Origin of the sequence: Arthrobacter sp. ISL-85 (assembly GCF_018613675.1) — a bacterium.
GTDB lineage: Bacteria > Actinomycetota > Actinomycetes > Actinomycetales > Micrococcaceae > Arthrobacter.
On sequence record NZ_JAGGPQ010000026.1, the window covers coordinates 68,216 to 87,100 of the forward strand.

Annotated in this window: 16 protein-coding genes and 3 pseudogenes; 5 read left to right on the forward strand and 14 right to left on the reverse strand. The window is 60.5% G+C overall.

The genetic code is table 11. From position 1 onward, the window contains the following. The first annotated feature begins 6 nt into the window (after positions 1-6). On the forward strand, positions 7-618 hold the full coding sequence (locus J7I84_RS19040; protein ID WP_214946092.1) for a TetR/AcrR family transcriptional regulator: 612 nt from the start codon (positions 7-9) through the stop codon (positions 616-618). A 243-nt stretch (positions 619-861) separates the two neighbouring features. On the opposite strand, the gene J7I84_RS19045 is transcribed toward J7I84_RS19040, so the two are convergent. The 3 genes and pseudogenes from J7I84_RS19045 to J7I84_RS19055 all read right to left on the reverse strand — a co-directional run bounded on the left by J7I84_RS19045 (position 862) and on the right by J7I84_RS19055 (position 2,592). After that, positions 862-999, reverse strand: coding sequence for an AlpA family transcriptional regulator (locus tag J7I84_RS19045; RefSeq protein ID WP_214946093.1), 138 nt, complete (start codon positions 997-999; stop codon positions 862-864). A 102-nt stretch (positions 1,000-1,101) separates the two neighbouring features. Then, positions 1,102-1,677: pseudogene (locus tag J7I84_RS19050) on the reverse strand (PspA/IM30 family protein); the annotation flags it as partial. Positions 1,678-2,175: 498 nt separating this feature from the next. After that, positions 2,176-2,592 (reverse strand): hypothetical protein, encoded by a 417-nt coding sequence (locus J7I84_RS19055; protein WP_214946095.1) that lies wholly within the window; start codon positions 2,590-2,592, stop codon positions 2,176-2,178. A 736-nt stretch (positions 2,593-3,328) separates the two neighbouring features. Between J7I84_RS19055 and J7I84_RS19060 the strand changes: the two genes are divergently transcribed. Beyond that, on the forward strand, positions 3,329-3,970 hold the full coding sequence (locus J7I84_RS19060; RefSeq protein ID WP_214946096.1) for a hypothetical protein: 642 nt from the start codon (positions 3,329-3,331) through the stop codon (positions 3,968-3,970). Here J7I84_RS19060 and J7I84_RS19065 read toward each other — a convergent pair. Next, a complete protein-coding gene (locus tag J7I84_RS19065; protein WP_311381169.1) occupies positions 3,967-4,260 on the reverse strand; it encodes a helix-turn-helix domain-containing protein in 294 nt (97 codons plus the stop codon). The genes J7I84_RS19060 and J7I84_RS19065 overlap by 4 nt on opposite strands. A gap of 369 nt (positions 4,261-4,629) precedes the next feature. Between J7I84_RS19065 and J7I84_RS22100 the strand changes: the two genes are divergently transcribed. Beyond that, a complete protein-coding gene (locus J7I84_RS22100) occupies positions 4,630-4,974 on the forward strand; it encodes a DUF6994 family protein (RefSeq protein WP_396020086.1) in 345 nt (114 codons plus the stop codon). Then, on the forward strand, positions 4,857-5,321 hold the full coding sequence (locus J7I84_RS21655; protein WP_396020090.1) for a DUF6994 family protein: 465 nt from the start codon (positions 4,857-4,859) through the stop codon (positions 5,319-5,321). Before J7I84_RS22100 ends, J7I84_RS21655 begins: the two co-directional genes overlap by 118 nt. A gap of 29 nt (positions 5,322-5,350) precedes the next feature. On the opposite strand, the pseudogene J7I84_RS19075 reads toward J7I84_RS21655, so the two are convergent. Further along, positions 5,351-5,554, reverse strand: a pseudogene (locus tag J7I84_RS19075) (PspA/IM30 family protein); the annotation flags it as partial. Between the two features lie 484 nt (positions 5,555-6,038). Here J7I84_RS19075 and J7I84_RS19080 point away from each other — a divergent pair. Next, positions 6,039-8,210, forward strand: a complete 2,172-nt coding sequence (locus J7I84_RS19080; RefSeq protein ID WP_214946097.1) for a cutinase family protein — start codon at positions 6,039-6,041, stop codon at positions 8,208-8,210. Positions 8,211-8,522: 312 nt separating this feature from the next. Here J7I84_RS19080 and J7I84_RS19085 read toward each other — a convergent pair whose 3' ends face one another. From J7I84_RS19085 to J7I84_RS19125, 9 genes and pseudogenes are all read right to left on the reverse strand, one after another. Then, complete coding sequence (locus tag J7I84_RS19085) at positions 8,523-9,251, reverse strand: PspA/IM30 family protein (protein WP_251046836.1); 729 nt, start codon at positions 9,249-9,251, stop codon at positions 8,523-8,525. 89 nt (positions 9,252-9,340) lie between these two features. Continuing rightward, positions 9,341-9,910 (reverse strand): suppressor of fused domain protein, encoded by a 570-nt coding sequence (locus tag J7I84_RS19090; RefSeq protein ID WP_214946099.1) that lies wholly within the window; start codon positions 9,908-9,910, stop codon positions 9,341-9,343. Next, positions 9,907-11,145 carry an ABC transporter permease gene (locus tag J7I84_RS19095; RefSeq protein ID WP_214946100.1) on the reverse strand — a complete coding sequence of 413 codons (1,239 nt, stop codon included), beginning with the start codon at positions 11,143-11,145 and terminating at the stop codon, positions 9,907-9,909. Before J7I84_RS19095 ends, J7I84_RS19090 begins: the two co-directional genes overlap by 4 nt. After that, a pseudogene (locus J7I84_RS19100) lies at positions 11,145-12,072 on the reverse strand (ABC transporter ATP-binding protein). Before J7I84_RS19100 ends, J7I84_RS19095 begins: the two are co-directional and overlap by 1 nt. Before the next feature lie 155 nt (positions 12,073-12,227). Further along, positions 12,228-12,608, reverse strand: a complete 381-nt coding sequence (locus J7I84_RS19105; RefSeq protein ID WP_214946101.1) for a hypothetical protein — start codon at positions 12,606-12,608, stop codon at positions 12,228-12,230. 292 nt (positions 12,609-12,900) lie between these two features. Beyond that, positions 12,901-13,833, reverse strand: coding sequence for an endonuclease NucS domain-containing protein (locus tag J7I84_RS19110; RefSeq protein ID WP_214946102.1), 933 nt, complete (start codon positions 13,831-13,833; stop codon positions 12,901-12,903). A 123-nt stretch (positions 13,834-13,956) separates the two neighbouring features. Then, entirely contained in the window at positions 13,957-14,283 is a 327-nt protein-coding gene (locus J7I84_RS19115) for an Lsr2 family protein (RefSeq protein WP_214946103.1), read from the reverse strand. 157 nt (positions 14,284-14,440) lie between these two features. Next, positions 14,441-17,857, reverse strand: coding sequence for a DEAD/DEAH box helicase family protein (locus J7I84_RS19120; protein ID WP_214946104.1), 3,417 nt, complete (start codon positions 17,855-17,857; stop codon positions 14,441-14,443). A gap of 601 nt (positions 17,858-18,458) precedes the next feature. Beyond that, a partial coding sequence (locus J7I84_RS19125; protein WP_214946105.1) for a hypothetical protein occupies positions 18,459-18,885 on the reverse strand: 427 nt, incomplete at its 5' end.

Genomic DNA, 18,885 nt, shown 5'->3' on the forward strand with positions numbered 1-18,885 from the left:
CCTGTCATGGCTGCTGCGTCAACACCCAGAAAAACCGGTCGGCCCGCCCAACGCCGTCGCACACGGACTGCCATCCTTGACGCCACGGAGCGCTTACTGCGAGACGGGACAAGGCCCACGCTTGACGAAATCGCCGCATCGGCGGAAGTGTCTCGCCGGACGATCTACATGCACTTCCCCACTCTCGATCAGCTGATTCTGGACGCATCTATGGGGGCACTTGCAGGCCGGGAAATCCGAGCCGAGTTTGCGCCAGAAAGCGACGCCACCGAACGGGTTGAAATGATCGTCGACACTCTTTGGGGTCATGGCCGCGACTGGCTGCCACTGGGGCGTCGGATGGTCGCCTTGACCGCAGCCACCCCGTCTCGGGCCGGCCCCACACGGGGCCATCGGCGGGTCGACTGGATCGAACGAGCAGTTGAGCCCTTACGAGAACGCCTTACCGACGAACAGTACGACCGCCTGGTGTCATCACTGTCCATCGTCCTGGGGTGGGAAGCAATGATCGTCCTGGAAGATATTCGAGGACACGCGCCCGAGCGTGAACGGGAGATTGCTGCATGGACAGCACGCTCACTGGTACGGGCCATCCTCGACGAAGCCGGCGCATTGTGAAAGGACAGAAACAGGATCCAATAACGCCTTTGTCATGTCTCCAGGCACTACGGGAAGGGCGCGCTCAGCGAAAGGGGCAGCCTTTTCTGTGCTCTCGGGCGGGTGGGGATCTCAAAGAGCCTGCGTTCGTCTGTTGGTGCAGGTTGGTTGCTTCGGTTCAGTGAACGGGCTCATCCACTGGGCTGTGTGATTGGTTACGTTCGCGGCGTGGCGGGGGAAACTCTCAGGTGAGCGTGGAAACCTTTAATGAGCGCCAAGCAGCCGGTGAATAGCCCGAAGCTCCCCGGCCTTGATCATGGCGTGGATCTGGCTCGGCTTCACGTTCAGTTCTTCGGCAACCTGGGTGGGAGTCAGGAAGCGCGGTTTTGGTTCTTCGGTCACCGCCCATCCTATGTGGGGACAGCTGCTGTACCTCATGCCCCGCGCCCGGCAGCAGAAGACCCCGGACCGCCACAAGTCCAGGGTCTTTCCGAAGCAAGCGTTCTAGTAGTCGATGGCCTTGCGGTCCATGGACTTGAGCGCGGCGAGGCGGGCTTCCACTTCGGTCTGCTCGCCGAGGTCTTCCAGGGAGGCGAACTGGGCATCCAGGGAGGAGGCCGCCAACTCCTGCTGACCGCGGACCGTGGCCTCCTTCCGGCGGATGTTCTCCTCGTAGCGGCCGATGGCAGACGTCGGGTCTCCTGCGTCGAGAGCCTTGAGAGCGTCGTTGACCTGGGTCTGGGCGGAGGCGACCCGGGCGCGGTTGACCAGCTCGTTGCGCTTGGCTGTCAATTCCCCGAGCTTGCCGCGCATCTGGTCCAGGCCCTGCTTGAGCTTGTCGACAACCTCGTTCTGCGCTGCCAGGGAAGGTTCCTGTGCCTTGGCCGTGGACTCGACGGTCATCTGCCGCCCGATGGCGACCTTGGCCAGGTTGTCAAACTTGTCCGCGTCCACGGGATTCCCAGCGGCGCGGAACTCGTCGGCCTTCTTCGAAGCAGCGATGGCCTTGGTGCCCCAGGTGTTGGCGTCGTTCATGGCACGGTTGTAGTCGTCCTCAGCCATCCGGAGGTTGCCGATGGTCGGTTAATCAGACAACTCACACTACTCGGCCCGCATGGGACCGAAAAGAGAAAAAACGGTGGTCGTCTCGTTGGCGAATAGTCCCAGCGGTCGGGCATGGAAGATCCAGCGAGGCTGTGCGTCACATGGCTGCCAGTTCCTTGCGCCGGAGTGTGCCAGCGCAGGAGAGTTTGCGTACTGTTCTTCGCATTGAGGCCCAGGCACCGTCATGCCGTGGGCGGATTCCGTTCGTGGGCATACCGGACACCGAAGTAACGGACGCCCGTCTCATCGCGGTACTAGAAGGTTTCCCGCTGGGATCGCGGTGCCAGGCCGTTCTTCCTGCTAGGCATAACGGCCATAGCTGTACCAAAAGGGCGAGAATGATCGGCAGCGTAGATCATCGGGCCCTACGCCAAGTTGCTGATTGCCAAAGATGATCGCCCAAGCCAGGAAGAAGAGCTGCAGAGAGCTGGTCCCGACGCTGGACCGCTTGCCATGCAGGTCCGCTCGGTACGATTAATGGTTCTTCGTCCATTTATTATGAATCTCTGCACCGTTCTCGTCATAGACGACATGCAGATGTTCGCCGCGGCGCGCCGGGTCAATAACAATAACGTCAGTAGTGTATTTGTCGAATTTCCGACTATACCCATTCTGCACAAGGACTTTTACGCCCCCCTGTTCAAACTGGACGTCTCGTCCTTTTTGCTTTTGAGCTTCCCGATATGCCGCGCGTGCCACAGATGTAAGGTCGCTTTGAGACAATGCAACGTCAGCCATTCTGCGTCTCGCTGCCTCTTCGCGGGCTAAACGTTCCTCTCTCGCCGCAAGCATTGCTTGTCGATTGTGCCCAGGCGAAGTCGATGCTCCATACTTCACGGCACCTACCGCCTGGTCACGCAAGCCCTGCTTAAGCTCATCCCAGAAGCCCATAAACCCCTCCAAAGTTTCGACGCAGCCACATTTACGACCTCTCCTCGACTCTACTTGCTGCAGCAGTCTTTGCGCTATGGTCAAACTCCTTAAGGGCATAAATTGCAACTGCTCAGGGGAGGGTTTCTCAGCCTCAACCTCAAAAGGAAGGCCTTTCGAATTAGCAAAGTCTCGGAATGGAGAGGGCAATAACTTAACTGCGCCGCCAGGAGTTGAGCTTGCACACCCATCTCATCAATGACCGGACCGGGAAGCTCACTGCTCCGAAGAGAAGCAGCCGAACACACGCTATAGGGGCACCCCCTTTAGCAAAAGGGGGGTGTCAGATGCCTTGAAGACAGGCCTCAGCCGACGTAACTTTTTTCCCATCACTCGTCTCCATTGGGGTGGCGCTATGGGCAGCAATCTTTATGAGCTGGGGAGACATCGGGCGGAGAGCCTTCATCAATGCATCGGTCCTAGGCGTCTGCTTGCCGCTTGCGCAGCTTTGATGCTGGCCGTTCAGTTGTGCGCATGCAACGGCGGTGGCGGAGGTGGGGGGCAGCAGCCGCCCCAAGACTACGGCGACAGCGGGTCTCACGGCAGCGCGCCGGCACCCTATGTCCCCGCGCCGGCCGTAAGCACGCCGGCGGCGGTGATTCCCGATGCAGGGTGCACTCCCGAGTGGCCGCGGAGAGAACAGCCGGTTGCCCAGACCACGGAGGGGCGCAAATACGTCGATCTTATTGTGGCCTGTGTGAACGACGCGACTGGATCAGTCACGCTGACCAATAAGAGCGACATGGTGTGGGTGTTCTATGCAGACACTCCGGTGTATCCCTCGCAGGTGGCCGCTGAGCCTGAAGTCCAAGAATTTCACGCCTTGGCATCAGCGGGCATGTACGCTTATAGCTTCATGGCCCCATCGGAAACAGTCCGTGTCGACTCTCCACCCGACTCGTTCGAATGGGCCATCCACCCTGATCTCAGCTTGGCTTGGATGACCAACGAATTCGTGCTAAAGCAAGCCGCTGCCGCACTCAAGAAGGGCGCAACATCGGGCTCCGCGGTTCGAAAAGCTGTATGGGATTGCACGAAAGCTGTCTATGACGCTGCTGTGAAGGTCCCAAAAGTCCTTTCTCCTCAGTACGACCCTGGGGAACTGCTGAAACAAGGACTGGGCGTAGCGACCTCGTCGGGGACATGCGGAGCATCCTGGGCAGCCGCTGAAAAGGAAGCCGCCGCGACTGCCGCTCCACTCCCCTCCTTCAACCAAGTGGGTGAAGAAGCACGCAATGCCCTGAAAGGCTCTGGTGAGCTCGCCCAAAAGTCTGAGGGCCTGCTGGAGGGGTTGGCGGCAACCGCTAAGTCAATTTGCAAGGCAAGCCCACGCTGCTAGTCGGGAAGGCCGACTACTCCTCGGTTGAGAAACACCTGCTCAGCCCCTGATCGGTCGTCGGCGATCTCACCGGCAGCAATTCGTTCAGCGGTGCGGCGGTAGGCTTCGCCGATGTAGTCCTCGAGGTCCTGGCGGCCGATGCGCCACATCCCGCGGCCACCAACCTGTAGGGCCCGGAGCTCCCCGGCCTTGATCATCGCCTGGATCTGGCCCGGCTTCACGTTCAGCTCTTCGGCAGCCTGGGTGGGCGTCATGAAGCGGGACGGCTTGGTTTGGCGTACGTCAGTCACCGGATCATCCTATGTGGAGGGCCGGCACGCCGGGCTGTGACTTGCCGCCCGCGCACCCGCCTTGAGGTTATCGACCAGTGAGGGCCCGCTCAAGATCGGCACAAGAGTTCCCTAGGACTGCAGGAATCCCTACCGCCACGATCCTCTCGCTTCCTAGAGTGTTCCCACAGGCAGCATCAGGGCTAAGCACGTCAGGGGGACGTATTCGCATGAGTGGGATTCAAACCGGTAGACAGCCGCATACGGCACGGCCGGTTCCACCGCCGGGGGCGGTACCCGATGCCCCCACCGGAAGGGGGCGGGAGCATGAAGTACGGCGCCTGATCCGTGACGCGCCGCTCTGGCCGCCAGCCGACAAGGGAGAAGAGCATGACCGCCGGCGTTGATACATCGTTCAACTACCACGACGATTCTGACGGAAAGGATCCGGACAAGTACAGCCCAACCCTTCGAAGGCATCACCAGATCCTCTGGAGCAGGGAACTGCCCAAGCGCCGTGGCACCCTTTGCCTGGCACCGAAAGCCGGATCCAGACTTGACTACCGATCCCCGCTGGGCGTTTCCATCTCTCCAGTGATGCCATTACCACCAGGCTGCTGCACAGGGCCGCCCGTGTCATACGCACCATTCCCGAGGCAGAAATTCCTCCCTACGGCGGCTACACGGCGGGAAGCGCCCTGGTGTTCCCTGGCAACATCATTGACAGAAAGATGACGATCAACGGCGCCCGGGGGTTCCACCCTCGAATCGCCGACCGCTTTGACCTCACGTTGGAGTGCATCCGCCGCCACTATCTCGGAATGGAGCCGAACCCACTCAAGGATGTCCTCAACAGGTATGGGACGTTCTTCGAACTGTTCAGCGACTTCGACGGTTACGTCGAGTTCTTCCTATTGAAGGACCTTCTGGAAGAAGACGGCGCAACGGTCAAGTACTTTCACCATTTCGATGACTTCAAGACTCCTGCGGTCCCGAAAACCAAAGACGAATACCTGGAATACCTGCGCCGGAAAAACGCCTTCATCACGGCCCGGAATCGCACTATCGACGCCCAACCCTAGGCAGAGCTCCCAAGGCAGGTGGGCGTCGTCTAATATTCGATGGCTTTCCTGTCCACGGACTTGAGCGCGGCGAGTCGGGCTTCCACTTCGGTCTGCTCTCCGAGGTCTTCCAAGGAGGCGAACTGGGCGTCCAGGGACGAGGCGGCGAGTTCCTGCTGACCGCGGACGGTCGCTTCCTTGCGGCGAATGTTCTCCTCGTACTGGCCGACGGCGGAGGTGGGGTCGCCAGCGTCGAGGGCACGGAGGGTGCCTTGACCTGGGCGCACCGAGGAGATCCTTCAGGTGCCGTGTCACCTGTCTCGTAACTATCGATGAACACCCCGGGCGAATTCCAGCAAAAGGGTACGAGACATAGTTTCGAGAATTGCACTTGCCATCGCGGGTCCGTAGTTCGACCGAAAATCTGTGACTGTCAAGGTGCGGAGAGTAGGCACTCATTGAGACGTCCCGCTACCCAAGGGATATGAGACGCCCGACAAAAGCCGCGCGCAGAGGGTGACCGCTATAGCTCATACGGACAAATAGGCAGCGCGTAGAGCAAGGCGGTGCAGAGTCTGATGCGGCCTCCTCTTCAACACGGGCACAGCTCAAGATTATGCTCGTGCTCTTGACCGCCAGCCGGATGCCGGATATGACTTGGGGATCTTCGGTTTGGGGAAGCCAAAGTCTGTCATATGGAACTTCCGATGAACATGGTCTCGCACGAAAGGCGGAGCCATGTTCACCTTGTTTGGAAGCAGGAGCGCCCAGCTCAACTCCACGCGTGTCGAGTTGCGGCAAAAGTCAAAAAGTTGGTCGCAGGCAAGCACTACCCACCCAACAGGCCGAATGTTGGCCTTCAGTGTTGCATTGAGTCTGATGCTGTCCGTGATAGGCGTTTCGCAAGGTGCGATAGCAGCGACGGCTGCCGTTCCAACAACAGCTGTGCCCGCTGCAACGACGCCGTCTAATCCAGGTTGCCCGGACGTGTTATTCATCGGGGCCCGCGGTTCCGGCGAACAAGACCACCCGTACCATGGGATGGGCCCGGAGGTCGACTCGTTATACCTACAAATGGCAACCGATCTAGCAGCGACCCCCGTACCCAGCTTGGGCAGAACCCTAAAAGTGAAGAGTCTCTTGGTCGTTTATGCAGCGGCCGATGTCAAAAAAACACTGAGCCTCTCCAAGACAGAAGCAACACAACTTGCGACAGCCCTTGCGTTGGGTGGAGTTGCCGGCTTCACCGACTATTACGTGAAAAACCACGTAGATGTGTACTTGGCAAGTGTCGCGGAAGGCCTCAAATCCGCCACCGATGAACTCACGACAGAAGCAAAACAGTGCCCGAACGCGCGATTCGTCCTTGGTGGATATTCGCAGGGCGCGTTGGTCATGCATGACCTCCTTCTAAATTTAAGCGACAAGAACGACCCGGCCAGTAACGCGCTTCTGCGACGGATCACCGCGACCGCCTTGATAGCGGACCCGGGAAAAAAGAGTGAGACTGCCGCAATGCACTTCGGGACCGCCGACCTCAGCGCACAAGGGATCCGTAGCGCCCTAGAACTAGGCGAAAGGGATGTCCCGACGCCATCGAGTACCTACGACATCTGCAATCTAGGCGACCTCGTCTGTGACTTTTCATGGGCTTCCATCAGCGGTAAAACCAGTTTCAGTGCTGCCTACAACACCCACGTACTGAGCTACCAGAACAACCAGATGGTCAAGAACATCGGCTCCGCGATCGCGACGACCCTGCTGCAGCAGCTTCCTGGCGTAGTAGACCATCTGGAGATCGCACCGGCCACGGTGACCGCTCCCGTGGGCACGCCCCAGACTTACGCTGCTACCGCGATCGATCCCTTTGGGAAGCCGCTGGGCGATGTAACCACGGGTACGACGTTCGGCATTTCACCTGAAGGCTCCTGTAATGGAGCGGTTTGTACGACCAGTGCGGCGGGAATCCACTCGGTGAAGGGCGTCATGAACGGTGTCATCGGCACCGCTACCTTGACTGCTGAGGCCGTGAATCAGCACACGGGTGACGTGGTTTACGAGGTTGATCCTACCGATGGAACCGGAACCCAGATCTGGATCAGGCACTCCGCTGACGGCTCGACAGCAAAGCTGGGGGACGGCACTATGGCCGACGTGTCCCCTGATGGCAGCAAGATAGCCTACATTGCCAAAAACCCTGACCCTAACGTGGGAACAATGGTCACGTGGGTAATGAACGCCGACGGCACTAATCCCATTGCTCTGGACCCTCTGGGGCAAACATACGACTACGCTGACTCGAATCCACGTTGGACGCCCGATGGTACGAAAATCTGTATCAGTAGAAACTATGCGTGGGACCAGGGGGGCTACAACGGTAATGGGTACCTTGACCTGTTCATGCTCTCGGCAGACGGCCATTCACTAAGCCAATTGTCTTCGGACCACGTGAGCGTTGGCCCGGTTTCCTGGTCACCCGATGGGGCACGGCTTGTGTTCACTTCAGTCCCGTCTGGCCAGGCGGTCATGAACGTTGATGGCACCAATGAACACCTGCTCTTGGTTGGTGGGGATTACGGTCAGTATTTCGATCCCGATTGGTCTCCGGCTGGGGACCGGATCTACTTCGACACAACTATCTATGGGATCCAGTACGTCGCTTCCACCGACGCATTCAGTACACCCGTCGCGGCCCTACCGCAGCAGCTCATGCCGGGCACCATTTACCGGGACTACTACCCCCGAGTCTCTGCAGATGGAAGCACGGTGGTCTTCGCCGGGTACGACCGATGCTTGGACGGCACGCCAAACTGCTATACGTTCCACCTTTTTGAAGTTGCCAGTGCCGGGGGCCAGCCCGCGCTGCTCTCTGGAACTACAGGCGGATATGGCCCTAGCCTCGTGAAGTAGCTAGGTCGGATTGCGACTCCAGCCCATACGGAGTTCCAACGAAATGGAGCAGCCAACTCCAAGTCGTTGGCAAGAAACCACGCCCAGCACCTACTGTCCCCCTAGCCCGGGGGACAGTAGGTGCCGAGAAAAGACGCCGACAAGTCCCTAGCGTCTTTGCCATCATGCGCATTCCACAACTTGGAACTCCAAAGCATGTCCTCTCAGGGATCCCCTTATGGGCACCCGGCGCTACGCGCAGCCCGGCTCATGTGTCTCGTAACCTCAGCGCCTCGGAAACCTAGGGTTTCGAAACGGCGAGAATGGTCGGTCTTAGTATTCGATGGCTTTGCGGTCCATGGACTTGAGCGCGGCGAGGCGGGCTTCCACTTCGGTCTGCTCTCCGAGGTCTTCGAGGGAGGCGAATTGGGCGTCCAGGGATGAGGCGGCGAGTTCCTGCTGGCCTCGGATGGTGGCTTCCTTGCGGCGGATGTTCTCCTCGTACCGGCCGATCGCGGAGGTGGGGTCTCCGGCGTCGAGGGCACGGAGGGCGTCGTTGACCTGGGTCTGGACGGAGGCGACCCGGGCCCGGTTGACGAGCTCGTTGTGCTTGGCGGTCAGTTCGCCGAGCTTGCCGCGCATCTGGTCCAGGCCGCCCTTGAGTTTGTCGACGACCTCGTTCTGGGCTGCCAGGGAAGGCTCCTGGGCCTTGGCTGTGGTTTCGGCGCTCATCTGCCGGCCGATGGCGACCTTGGCCAGGTTGTCGAACTTGTCGGCGTCCACGGGATTCCCTGCGGCGCGGAGCTCGTCGGCCTTCTTGGAGGCGGCGATGGCCTTGCTGCCCCAGGTGTTGGCGTCGTTCATGGCACGGTTGTAATCGTCCTCAGCCATCCGGAGGTTGCCGATGGTGGTGGCGACGGCGGCCTCGGCTTCGCGGATGTTTTCGGAGTAGTCGCGGACCATCTGGTTCAGCATCTTTTGCGGGTCTTCGGCGGAGTCCAGGAGGGCGTTCAGATTGGCCTTGGCGAGCTGGGCAACGCGGGCGAAAATACTCTGCTTCAACGGGGGTCTTTCTGTGGGTGATTGAATTCGGATTCTATGTGTACGGCGCCGCCCGGGGCCAAGACCGGTGGCTGGCAGCATCCATTGCTCTATGGCGAGTCCACAGGCAGTGGCAGCCGACGCCAGTCGGTAAGATCCGGATCATGCTGGATGAGGAGGTCCTCCAGTGCGGACCAACCATGGCTGCCGACGAAGGCGGCTTCAGTAGGAAAGAGGGGAACGAGCCAGGAGATGATGATCGGTCCATCAGCGTCCTCGTAGGTTGCGAACTCTTCCGGTTGGTAAACCGGGATACCGAAGTAGAAGGCTTCAAGGCGAGTGTCTGGATCCAGCGGCCCCCACGGGCCGATGACTTCACCCCGCAGAGGAGCCTGCCCCCGGTGGATTACTTCACCCACAAGCTGCTGCATGATCGACGGGACGTAGCGCTCAAAGTGGCCGCTTCGGACCATCATCAAAAACTCCACCCGGACCGGCGCCTTGCCTGGCAAATCCAGCGGGCGCCGGCTCAGGCCTAGGGTCGAGTACGAGGTCACACCGTCAAGAGGCCCGTCGATGAATTTGACGACCTGCGCGGGCTGCGGGTGGCCGTCGGCATCTTTGGACCACCCCTCAGCAAAGGTGCCCAGGAATTGCTCGAGATGGTCGAGGAGGCTCATTTGGCGGCCAGTTCACTGCGCCGGAAGGTGGCGGCGATGTTGAGCTTGCGGCCGTATTCGATGGACCCGTACCGGAACAGGTGGACGGCCAGGCGCAGGATGGCGATGCCGACGATGAAGAGTTCGACGATGACGATGCCGGCCTCGACCGTGGTGAGGGTACCGAAGGCGTTCCGTAGCAGAGCGGTGACCGGGGCGGTCAACGGGAAGTAGGTGAAGATCTGCACGATCAAGGCGCCGGGGTTGGAGATGACCAGGCTGAATGTGTAGAAGGGGATGAACATCATGGCCATCAGCGGCCCGAAGATGGTGCCGGCTTCCTTGGCGGTGGGCATGATCGCGCCGATGGCCACGAGGGTGCCTGTAAAGACGGTGAACCCGCCCAGCAACAGCAGCGCCCCCAGGATCATCGGCCCGGGCTCGAAGACCAGGGACGACAGGCTCAGCTCCGGCAGCGCCAGGGAGTCGCGGAAGAACAGGTAGGCCAGCCCGACCGGGGCGAGGAACACCAGGATCTGCACGAGCCCGACCATGAACAGGGCGATGATCTTGCCCGTGATCAGCGTGGTCGGGTTCAGGGTGGTCAAAATCATTTCGGTGACCCGGTTCTCCTTCTCCTCCAGGGTGGAGTTCAGCATCTGGTTCGAGAGCAGGATCATCGAGATGTAGAAGACGACCAGGAAGAGTATTGGTGGGATCACTCCGCCGACGCCGGCCGCGGTCTGTCCGTCCTTGAACGTCTCGGAGTCGAACTTCACCTTGCCGGTTAGGGCTGCCGTCAGCTGCGGCGACCCGACCGCGTACTGGGCGGAGGCCTCCAGCAGCTGCTTGGCGACGGCCTCGTACTTGCCGTTCTCGAACATGCCTTTGTCGGCCCCGTAGACCTTCACCGGCTCCTTGGTCGGGTCGGCGGGGAACTGGAAGTACGCCTCACTGACGCCGTTCTTCACCGCCTCGATGGCGGCGGCCGGGTTGTCGGTGTAGGTCCCGCCGGCGGCCTTGGCCCCGGGCGCCATGAGGATGCCGGAGGCGTCGCTGTACGTGAAGGCGAAGCGGGCGTTCTTCTGGGCCTCGGCGCTGCTTTTCGAACTCTCGTTGGAGGCGAAGACCAGGGCGAAGACGACGATCAGGAGGATCGGGATCGCCAGGGTCGCGATGGCGAAGCCGCGCTTCTTGATGGTGCGGACGAACTCGAACGCGACGACGGTGCCGAGGTTGTGCTGTGCCAGTGCCATTATGCTTCCGCCAGTTCGTTCTGCTCGCCGTAGACCTTGATGAAGATTTCATCCAAGGAAATCCGGGCCGGGGTGAAGGGCCGCAGGCCCACGCCGGTCTCGACCAGCTCGCGCAGGACCTTCTCCTCGGAGGCTCCCTGCCCTGGTGCCAGTTCGGCACGTCCATCACTGGTGGAGATGATGTCGTAGAGGTGCGATTCGGGCAGGACGCCGTCGTAGGTGACCCGGTAGACCGTGCCGCCGAACTCCTCCTGGACTTCCTCGACCGTGCCGTAGGCGCGGGCGACCCCGTCCTTGAGCAGGATCACCCGGTCGCAGAGCCGTTCGACCTCTTCCATCTGGTGGGTGACCATGATGACCGTCGCCCCGCCCCGCCGGTGCTCGTCGATGATGTCCATCAGCAGCCGCCGGTTCACCGGGTCGAAGCCCTTGGTCGGCTCGTCAAGGATCAGCAGCTCCGGGTTGTTCATGATGGTGACCCCGAGCTGGACTTTCTGCTGCTGGCCGCCGGAGAGCTTGTCCAGCCGGGTCTTCGCCTTCTCCGGGATCCCGACCCGCTCCAGGTAGGACTCCGACCAGGACCGGGCCGCGGCCTTGGACAGGCCTTTGAGCCGGCCGAAGTAGACCATCACGTCCAGGACCGGTTCCTTCTTACAGGCCCCGCTCTTCCGGCAGGTATCCGAGCCGTGCCCCGTCACGCGGTTCGAAGACTTTCCCGCCGATGTGCAGGGTACCTGCCGTGGGCTGGTAGATGCCGAGCAGTGCCCGCAGCGTCGTGGTCTTGCCTGACCCGTTGGAGCCCAGGAAGCCGAAAGTCTCCCCCGCCCGGACATCGAAGGACAGGTCCCGGATGACCGTGGTGTCCCCGAAGTCCATCCTGAAGTCCTGAATGCGCACAAGCGGCTCCGCCGCGTCCCCCAACGTCATGGTCTCAGCCTATCTGTGGCAGGTGGGTCCGTCGCCGACAGGCATGCGTAGGGGGCCCGCCAAACGCGGTACACCCGGTGCCAACAACCGGTCCGCGCGCTTCCACATCCAAATGGACGCTGGCGATCGAAGGCTGTGCCGTTTGACTCCGGGAGTCAGTCCGTCGTCTCTTCGACTCTGACTTCGCTGATTCGGCGGCTGTACCCTTCCAGCATTGCTTCGGTGTCGGGATCGTAGTTTAGGTACTCATCGGCCAGTGCTTCGTCGTTGGGGCGGCGGGTCCGGGTAGGTTTTTGCTGTGTCCCCGCCTTCAGCCGCGGCAGCTGCCGTAGTCGCCGTTCGACGTCCAGCAGCGAGTCCACAAACTCTTCGGCCCAGCTCTTGGCTTCTTCCAGGCTTACGGTTTGGAAGATATGTCGTTCACCGCGGGAGAGGACATAGACACCCTGCTCATCGTCGAAATGGATGCGATACCTTCCCGCACTGCAGTTCGCGAAAAGACTGCCATCATTGCGTGAGAACCATACGAGCTTCATAACGTCCCCCTATTCGGGCCCTGCTGCATTGCCTGTGGTCCATCAACGCTCGCACTCCGCGGTGGGCCCGCGCCACACATGTCTGTACTCGTTTTTGCGCCGCGAGGGCGGCCATGGGTACCCGCGCGTGGATCGCTTCCGCCTCCGAGAATATCTACGATTCTGAGTGAGGACTCCGATACGTCCCCTGCCAGAACTGGACCCGCAGGACGTGCAGCTATCTGGACCGGTAACCTTAAGTGGAATGCGCTCGGCCCAGGCCGCTTCTTGCCGGACCGTCAAACCGGGGCCATCACTCCGCTTCGTCTAGGTGGAATTCCACGCGGTACTTCATGAACCGGATGTTGCTGGTCATCGACAGGGCCCGCTGGATCCGCAGGTCGTCTTCCTGGGCGATGATGACGCCTTCCACGCTCTGGCCCGGTTCGAGCAGCTCGGTATGGACGAAGCCCATGTAGCGCTGGATCTGGCCGACGACGGCATCGCTGGCCCTTCCCCTCTTCAACTCCACGACGAGGAGCCGGGTCTGGTCCTTGCTGATGGCCAGGATGTCCATGGGGCCGGTGTCGGAGGGGTACTGCCGGCCGACGGGCTGCCCGTCCTCTTCGTAAATGTCGTACTCGCGGCCCAGGGAGGTGTTGGCCCAATTGTGCACCAGGAAGTCTTCGAGCTGCTTTTCCATCTGAAAGGCCAGCTGCTCCTGCACCTCGGACGCGATCGCCTGCACTACCGGCTGCCCAGGTTCGGCAAGCTGTGTGAGGGTGGCCAGCTCGGCGGCGTGGGCCTCGAGCTGGAACACTGTCATCGGGACCGCGGCCGTGGAGGCCAAGGTCGGGCTCATGTCGTCCCGGTTGATCGAGCCTTTCCAGTCCACGGGCCGCCGGTGCGGAAGGTCGGTGCCGGGGTGGTATTCGTACCCGCCGGCCACCGTCCCGTACTGGTAGGTCCGGTCCGGCTTGGGCGCCAGGACCAGGTCGCCGACAGCGATGCCCTCGGAGGCGGCCCACAGGTTGCCCATGGCCAAGCCGACCGATACCCGGGTCTTCTCCGGGTACATCTCCTGGTAGATGTCATTCATGGCTCCGCGGAATACCTCCGCTCCCCCGCCCAGGTGCGGCCGGATGTCATAGTCCCCGATGAAGTCCACGCCGATGTACCCGTTACGGATCATCTCGTCGGCAAACTGTCCGCCGCGGCCCTGCCGGACCACCCATGCTGCTGTCATTGCTCTCCTGCGTCTCCTGTCCCATCTATGGGGACGCTGTTGAAGGTATCAGGGTCAGACTCCGGGTAGTGCAAGTTTCAGGCCAAACGAGTCCTTGCACGATCAAGGCTGCCGATAAGGCGCTCAGCTCAACCTGGTCTGGTAGCGCTGTACGACGTCACCCTTGATGCGGCCGCGTGCGTTCACCTCGATGCCGTTCTCTGCTGCCCAAGCACGGACGGCCTTTGTGTGGGCCGCCGGCGGGAGGAGACGGACAGAAGGGGCCTGCTTCGTGGCGCCCGTCTTGCGGCCCGCGTCCACGAAGTGGGCCAACAGTCCGCGTAGCTCGCCAGCGTTTGGTCCTGCAAGGTCGATTTCGTAGTCAGTGCCGTCTAACCCAAAGTGGATAGTTTCAGTCGCCGCTGATCCGTCGAGGTCATCAATGAGTTCAATCACTGTGCGTGTAGCCATCCGATGATCCTAATCAGCCAGCAGCCTTACCAGCTGGAGCGACGCTGGAGCGCACACATGGGATCGACCAGAAGAGCCCAACTCCTGCCAGTCCTTCCTGAACCTCTCCTGAAGCCAGCACTATCGCCCCTGCTCAGATTGGAGCGGATAAGCCGCGTTAGCCTGCCATCGCAGCAAAACGAACACGCTGGAGCGCCTCCGCCAGCAGGTCAATGTCTTCCTCCTGGAACAAGCTCTCGGGCCCGGCAGGAGCAGCGTCACTGTAGGGAGACTCATAAAGGGCGCCTATCTCCACGACACCATTCTCTGTCAGTTGCTGGACGATCATGTCGACGAAGTGCAGCTGGTTGGCGTTGAGGGTCTTGTCCCCAATGAAATCGGATAAGGCATCCAAAGCGGCCTGCCTATCCATGCCAACCAGAGACCGTACGAATAGCCCAAGACCTTGGGCTTGCGCGGTGGCCGCTTCAAGTTCCTCGGGTGAACCGGCGCCGCTCTCGATCAACATCCGTTGCAGCTCAGCGAGATCCGTCTCAGTCAAGGGAAGTCCCCGGCGAAGTCGATGAATTGCGACGTGGTCCAGGAATCCCTGGAGGTACGCCCGCGCCTTCTCGCGGTAGCGGGCAAGATCCAGCGATCCGCTCCGGGTCCCCTTCAGCTCGCCTTCCGCAAGCTCGCCGAGTGTGTCTTCGAAGTTCGTGTAGACAACCTTGCGACGCTTTTTCTCAATCAGGTGCACCAGCGCCCGGAGGCGCACACGAATCAACTCAAGCCACTGCGGTGACACTTGGCCCCATTCCCCGCCCTCAAGGATCGACTGGATAAGGACCAGCTGGGCTGCGATCGCGGGAATACTCGACTGATCCTGAAGTGCCGAAGCAATCTCGGCGATTTTCTTGCGGTAGGGCTCAACGGCGGCCGCAGAGTCCAGTGACGCCAACTGGGCCTGATACATCAGCAGGTCGAAGCGCTTGGCTTCCTCAGTATCGGCAGCGGAAGACAGCGTCGCCAAGGGGGCCAGCTTTGCCTGCAGGTCTGTAAGGTCTTGCGTCCCAAGTGCCGCCCACGATTCGGTTTGGGCGAACTTCTCCACCCACTGCAGCTGCGGTCGTACTAGAAAGTTCTCCCTCGGCAGCCTTGCTACCTGCCCCATCAGGCCTGACTCAAGCACCAGCACAAAGTCGCCGTCTAAGCCTGCAGCGCGCGCTTCCGCCAGGAGCTGCGTCCGGACAGCAAAGCTGCGGTGCGCCAGCGACTGTCCCAGGGACCCTTCGGAACCGGGCAGCTCGGCATTGAAATAATCAACGTTCTGGCAGACGTCAAAAATGAAGAAGTCCTTCTTGTCCTCACCAGGTCCGTACAGCTCCGGCCTGAGCCTCGTTCCCCGGCCCACCATCTGCCAGAACTTTGTCTTGGAGCGAACCGCCTTGAAGAAGAGCAGGTTGACAACCTCGGGCACATCGATGCCGGTGTCCAACATGTCCACGGACACTGCAATATGCGGACTGTCCTCGCTCCGGCTGAAAGCATCGATCAACGTGGAGACGTAGTTGACGCTGTGCGTGATGACCTTCGCGAAGGCGCCGGCGTACCGGGGGTAGTTGATGTTGAACCGCTCGGCGATGAATTCTGCGTGCTTCTGGTTCTTGGCGAAGATGATCGTCTTTCCGAGCCGGTCTCCCCCGGCAACCTTGTGCCCGCGGGTCATCAGCACTTCTAGTGCTTTGTCCACGGTGTTGGCGTTGAACAGCCAAGTGTTCAGGATGGCTGGATCCACCGCGTCCGGGATCTCGCCTTCTTCGTCCCATTCGGCGGAGTCCCACTCCTCTTTTTCCTCCTCCGAAAGTTCCTCATAGCGGATACCTTCCACCGGGAACTTCAACGGAATGGACACGGTCCGAGGCGGTACGAGATAGCCATCGGAGATGGCCTGAGGCAGCTCGTAGGCGAACGTGGGGACATGGTCTTCGATGTCGAACAGGGAGTAGGTGTTGCGGTCCACTTCAAATTGAGGGGTAGCGGTCAAGCCCACCAGGTATGCATCGAAGTACTCGAAGATGGCCCGGTATTTCTGGTACACGGATCGGTGTGCCTCATCGATGATGATCAGGTCGTAATGGCCGATTCCGAACCGTTGTGTAAGTACCTTCCCGTCATCGGTCCGTTCGTTGATCAGGTTCATCATGGTTGGATAGGTTGCGACATGGATGCGGCTGTCGGCCTCCACGTCCCAGCCCAAAATTGCAGGCGAGGAACCAGGGAGGTTCGTTTTGAAGGCACGGGCGGCCTGGTCAACGAGTGCGACACGGTCGGCGAGGAACAATACGCGTTTGACCCAGTTGGCCTGCATCAGCAGGTTGGAGAGTGCCACCACGGTACGCGTCTTGCCGGAACCGGTCGCCATAACGAGCAGCGCTTTGCGTTCCTTGTCCGTTTCCAGGGCAGCCGTAACGGCCCGAATGGCGGCTTGTTGATAGCTGCGGCCTGCGATCTCGGTATTGATGGCTGCTGTGGACAAGGCTTTCCTGGTGGTGCGGCGGTCTACCATGAGCTGGAGCTGATCCCGGGTATGGAAGCCCTGGAGTGGCCGAGGAGGATAGCCGGACGCGTCATCCCAGATCCAATGCTCGTACCCGTTGCTGTAGTAGATAACGGGGCGCTGGCCCTTCTCCACCTCTAGCGCGTCGGCATACAGTTTGGCCTGCTGCTGACCCTCGTAGGGCGACTTGGCCGTCCGTTTGGCTTCAACAACGGCAAGTGGCTTGCCATCGGAACCCCACAAGACGTAGTCCACGAACCCAGTGCCGGTCACGGGGCCGGCGTGCGTGGGCATGTGGTGAACTTCGAACTCGCGATCCTCGTCCTTGTCGAGTGCCCATCCGGCTTCGCCCAAATACAGGTCGATGTAGACCCGCGTTTCAGCTTCCGAGTAGTCGTGGCTGTCCGGGAGCTTCTTGTTTTCTTCCTTCGCCCGGGCAATCTCCGCACGCAGGGCTGCGAGCTGGGCCTGCAGCTGCTCATTGTCCTGCTTTTGTGCAACCAGCGATGCATCCTTGGCCGCGAGCTCCTCGGCAAGTTTCGCGGTCTGGTCCGCGGTACTGGGTTTCAGAACAGGTGCTGGAACACCTTGTTTCGGTGTCGGGCTCAGGAACTGCCCGTTGAACATGAGTGTTGGGCTCGGGCGGTTCGCGGGATTCCGGGTGTAGTTGAGCGCTAGCCAGATGCAGACGTGGAACAGTTCCCGAAGTGTTTGCTCCGAATGCTGGACGGTGATCGACGCATTCGTGTGGATGGCACTGTTCGCGACTCTGCGAATTAGGTGGAACTTGCTGACGACCGTCTCGCCTGCGAGCCGCTTGAACGTGGGCTCCGACATCAAGGCGTTAAGATCGCTCTTGTAAGGCAAGGTAAGGGAAGCGTCGGCTTCAAAGAGCCACGCCAGCAGGGATTCGATAGTCCGTCGTGCATAGAGAAGGGAAGAGCGGGGGTCCTTCCGCGCGTATAGCTCGGCCAGCCGTGCTTCCTTCGCAATAGCCGGCCACTCCACCTGCAGTAAAGCGAAGTTGCTGTTCATATCCCCCAAAGCCACTCCTCTATTGATCTTCTCTCTGGAGCCTAAATGGTGAATCTCCTCAGATGAACAGGCAACGCGTGTTTCAGCGGTCATTAGCAGCTACATCGACTGGCTTGACCTGCACGCTTACTCAACAAGCCCCACATTATCGTGGCCCTGTTCTACTTAAGCACCACTGCCGGGGCTCGCTACGACCTCAACGAAGCAGAGGACGTCGATCAGGGTGACCCGTAGTGGACTGCCTATGTAGATCCACGTGTCCTGGAATATGCGGACACTCCCGGCTGCCTTTAGCGCTTCTAGCTGGAGCTGCGGATCCTGCTCACTGGTCGATACCTTGGCGTAGCCGATGGTGTTCGGCTTATAACCACCTTGCTTTCCGTTCCCGCGCGGGTCCTGTGGGATGCTCAATGGTGTAAACAGCAGGATGCCGATGTCCGCGTCTCTCAAGAGACGCGGACATCGCCTTGCGTCCTAAATCCTGGGCGCGCCCTGCTACCAACTACTACGTCCTCGTCGCTCCGAAAGGTTCGGGCCTTTTTGATCTCCCTTGATGGCAATGGCTTTGCCGGGGTGGTACTGGCCCACACCGTAGAGGCGGTCATACGCGTTGCCGACTGCCTTCCAGGTTTCCGTCGGCTTTGGAGTACCCACGGCCGCCAATATGGCTGGGAGAGGACCTGCTAGCAGGTTGATGCCGAAAATTTGCCGCTGCCACGGCAATCATCACGACAATTTGGAGGGCGCGTCTCACTGCAAGGTCGTGCCCAAAAGGAAGCACGAGCGATAGCTGTTGTTCCGCTTCGCCGAGCAACAATCTCGAGCCAGGAATCTCGCTGAATATGTCGTCAATCTCTTCAGTGAGTTGGCCGGCACCGTGGAGCCCACGAAGAGTCTCAAATAATCCGTCTACCGTCGCCTCGCGGACTGCAGGCTTGATTACGGACTCACGAAACCAATCCGTGCTGAGGAAGGCTGCGGTTGCCCGGGTGGAGGCAAGCGCAGTTCGCATGGACTCATTCACGAGC

What these genes read in the sequence shown, in the direction of transcription:
- J7I84_RS19040 (WP_214946092.1), top strand. Translation starts at nt 7, where the DNA reads ATGGCTGCTGCGTCAACACCCAGAAAAACCGGTCGGCCCGCCCAACGC.
- J7I84_RS19055 (WP_214946095.1), bottom strand. Translation starts at nt 2,592, where the DNA reads ATGGGCTTCTGGGATGAGCTTAAGCAGGGCTTGCGTGACCAGGCGGTA.
- J7I84_RS22100 (WP_396020086.1), top strand. Translation starts at nt 4,630, where the DNA reads ATGACCGCCGGCGTTGATACATCGTTCAACTACCACGACGATTCTGAC.
- J7I84_RS19080 (WP_214946097.1), top strand. Translation starts at nt 6,039, where the DNA reads ATGTTCACCTTGTTTGGAAGCAGGAGCGCCCAGCTCAACTCCACGCGT.
- J7I84_RS19090 (WP_214946099.1), bottom strand. Translation starts at nt 9,910, where the DNA reads ATGAGCCTCCTCGACCATCTCGAGCAATTCCTGGGCACCTTTGCTGAG.
- J7I84_RS19095 (WP_214946100.1), bottom strand. Translation starts at nt 11,145, where the DNA reads ATGGCACTGGCACAGCACAACCTCGGCACCGTCGTCGCGTTCGAGTTC.
- J7I84_RS19105 (WP_214946101.1), bottom strand. Translation starts at nt 12,608, where the DNA reads ATGAAGCTCGTATGGTTCTCACGCAATGATGGCAGTCTTTTCGCGAAC.
- J7I84_RS19110 (WP_214946102.1), bottom strand. Translation starts at nt 13,833, where the DNA reads ATGACAGCAGCATGGGTGGTCCGGCAGGGCCGCGGCGGACAGTTTGCC.
- J7I84_RS19115 (WP_214946103.1), bottom strand. Translation starts at nt 14,283, where the DNA reads ATGGCTACACGCACAGTGATTGAACTCATTGATGACCTCGACGGATCA.
- J7I84_RS19120 (WP_214946104.1), bottom strand. Translation starts at nt 17,857, where the DNA reads ATGAACAGCAACTTCGCTTTACTGCAGGTGGAGTGGCCGGCTATTGCG.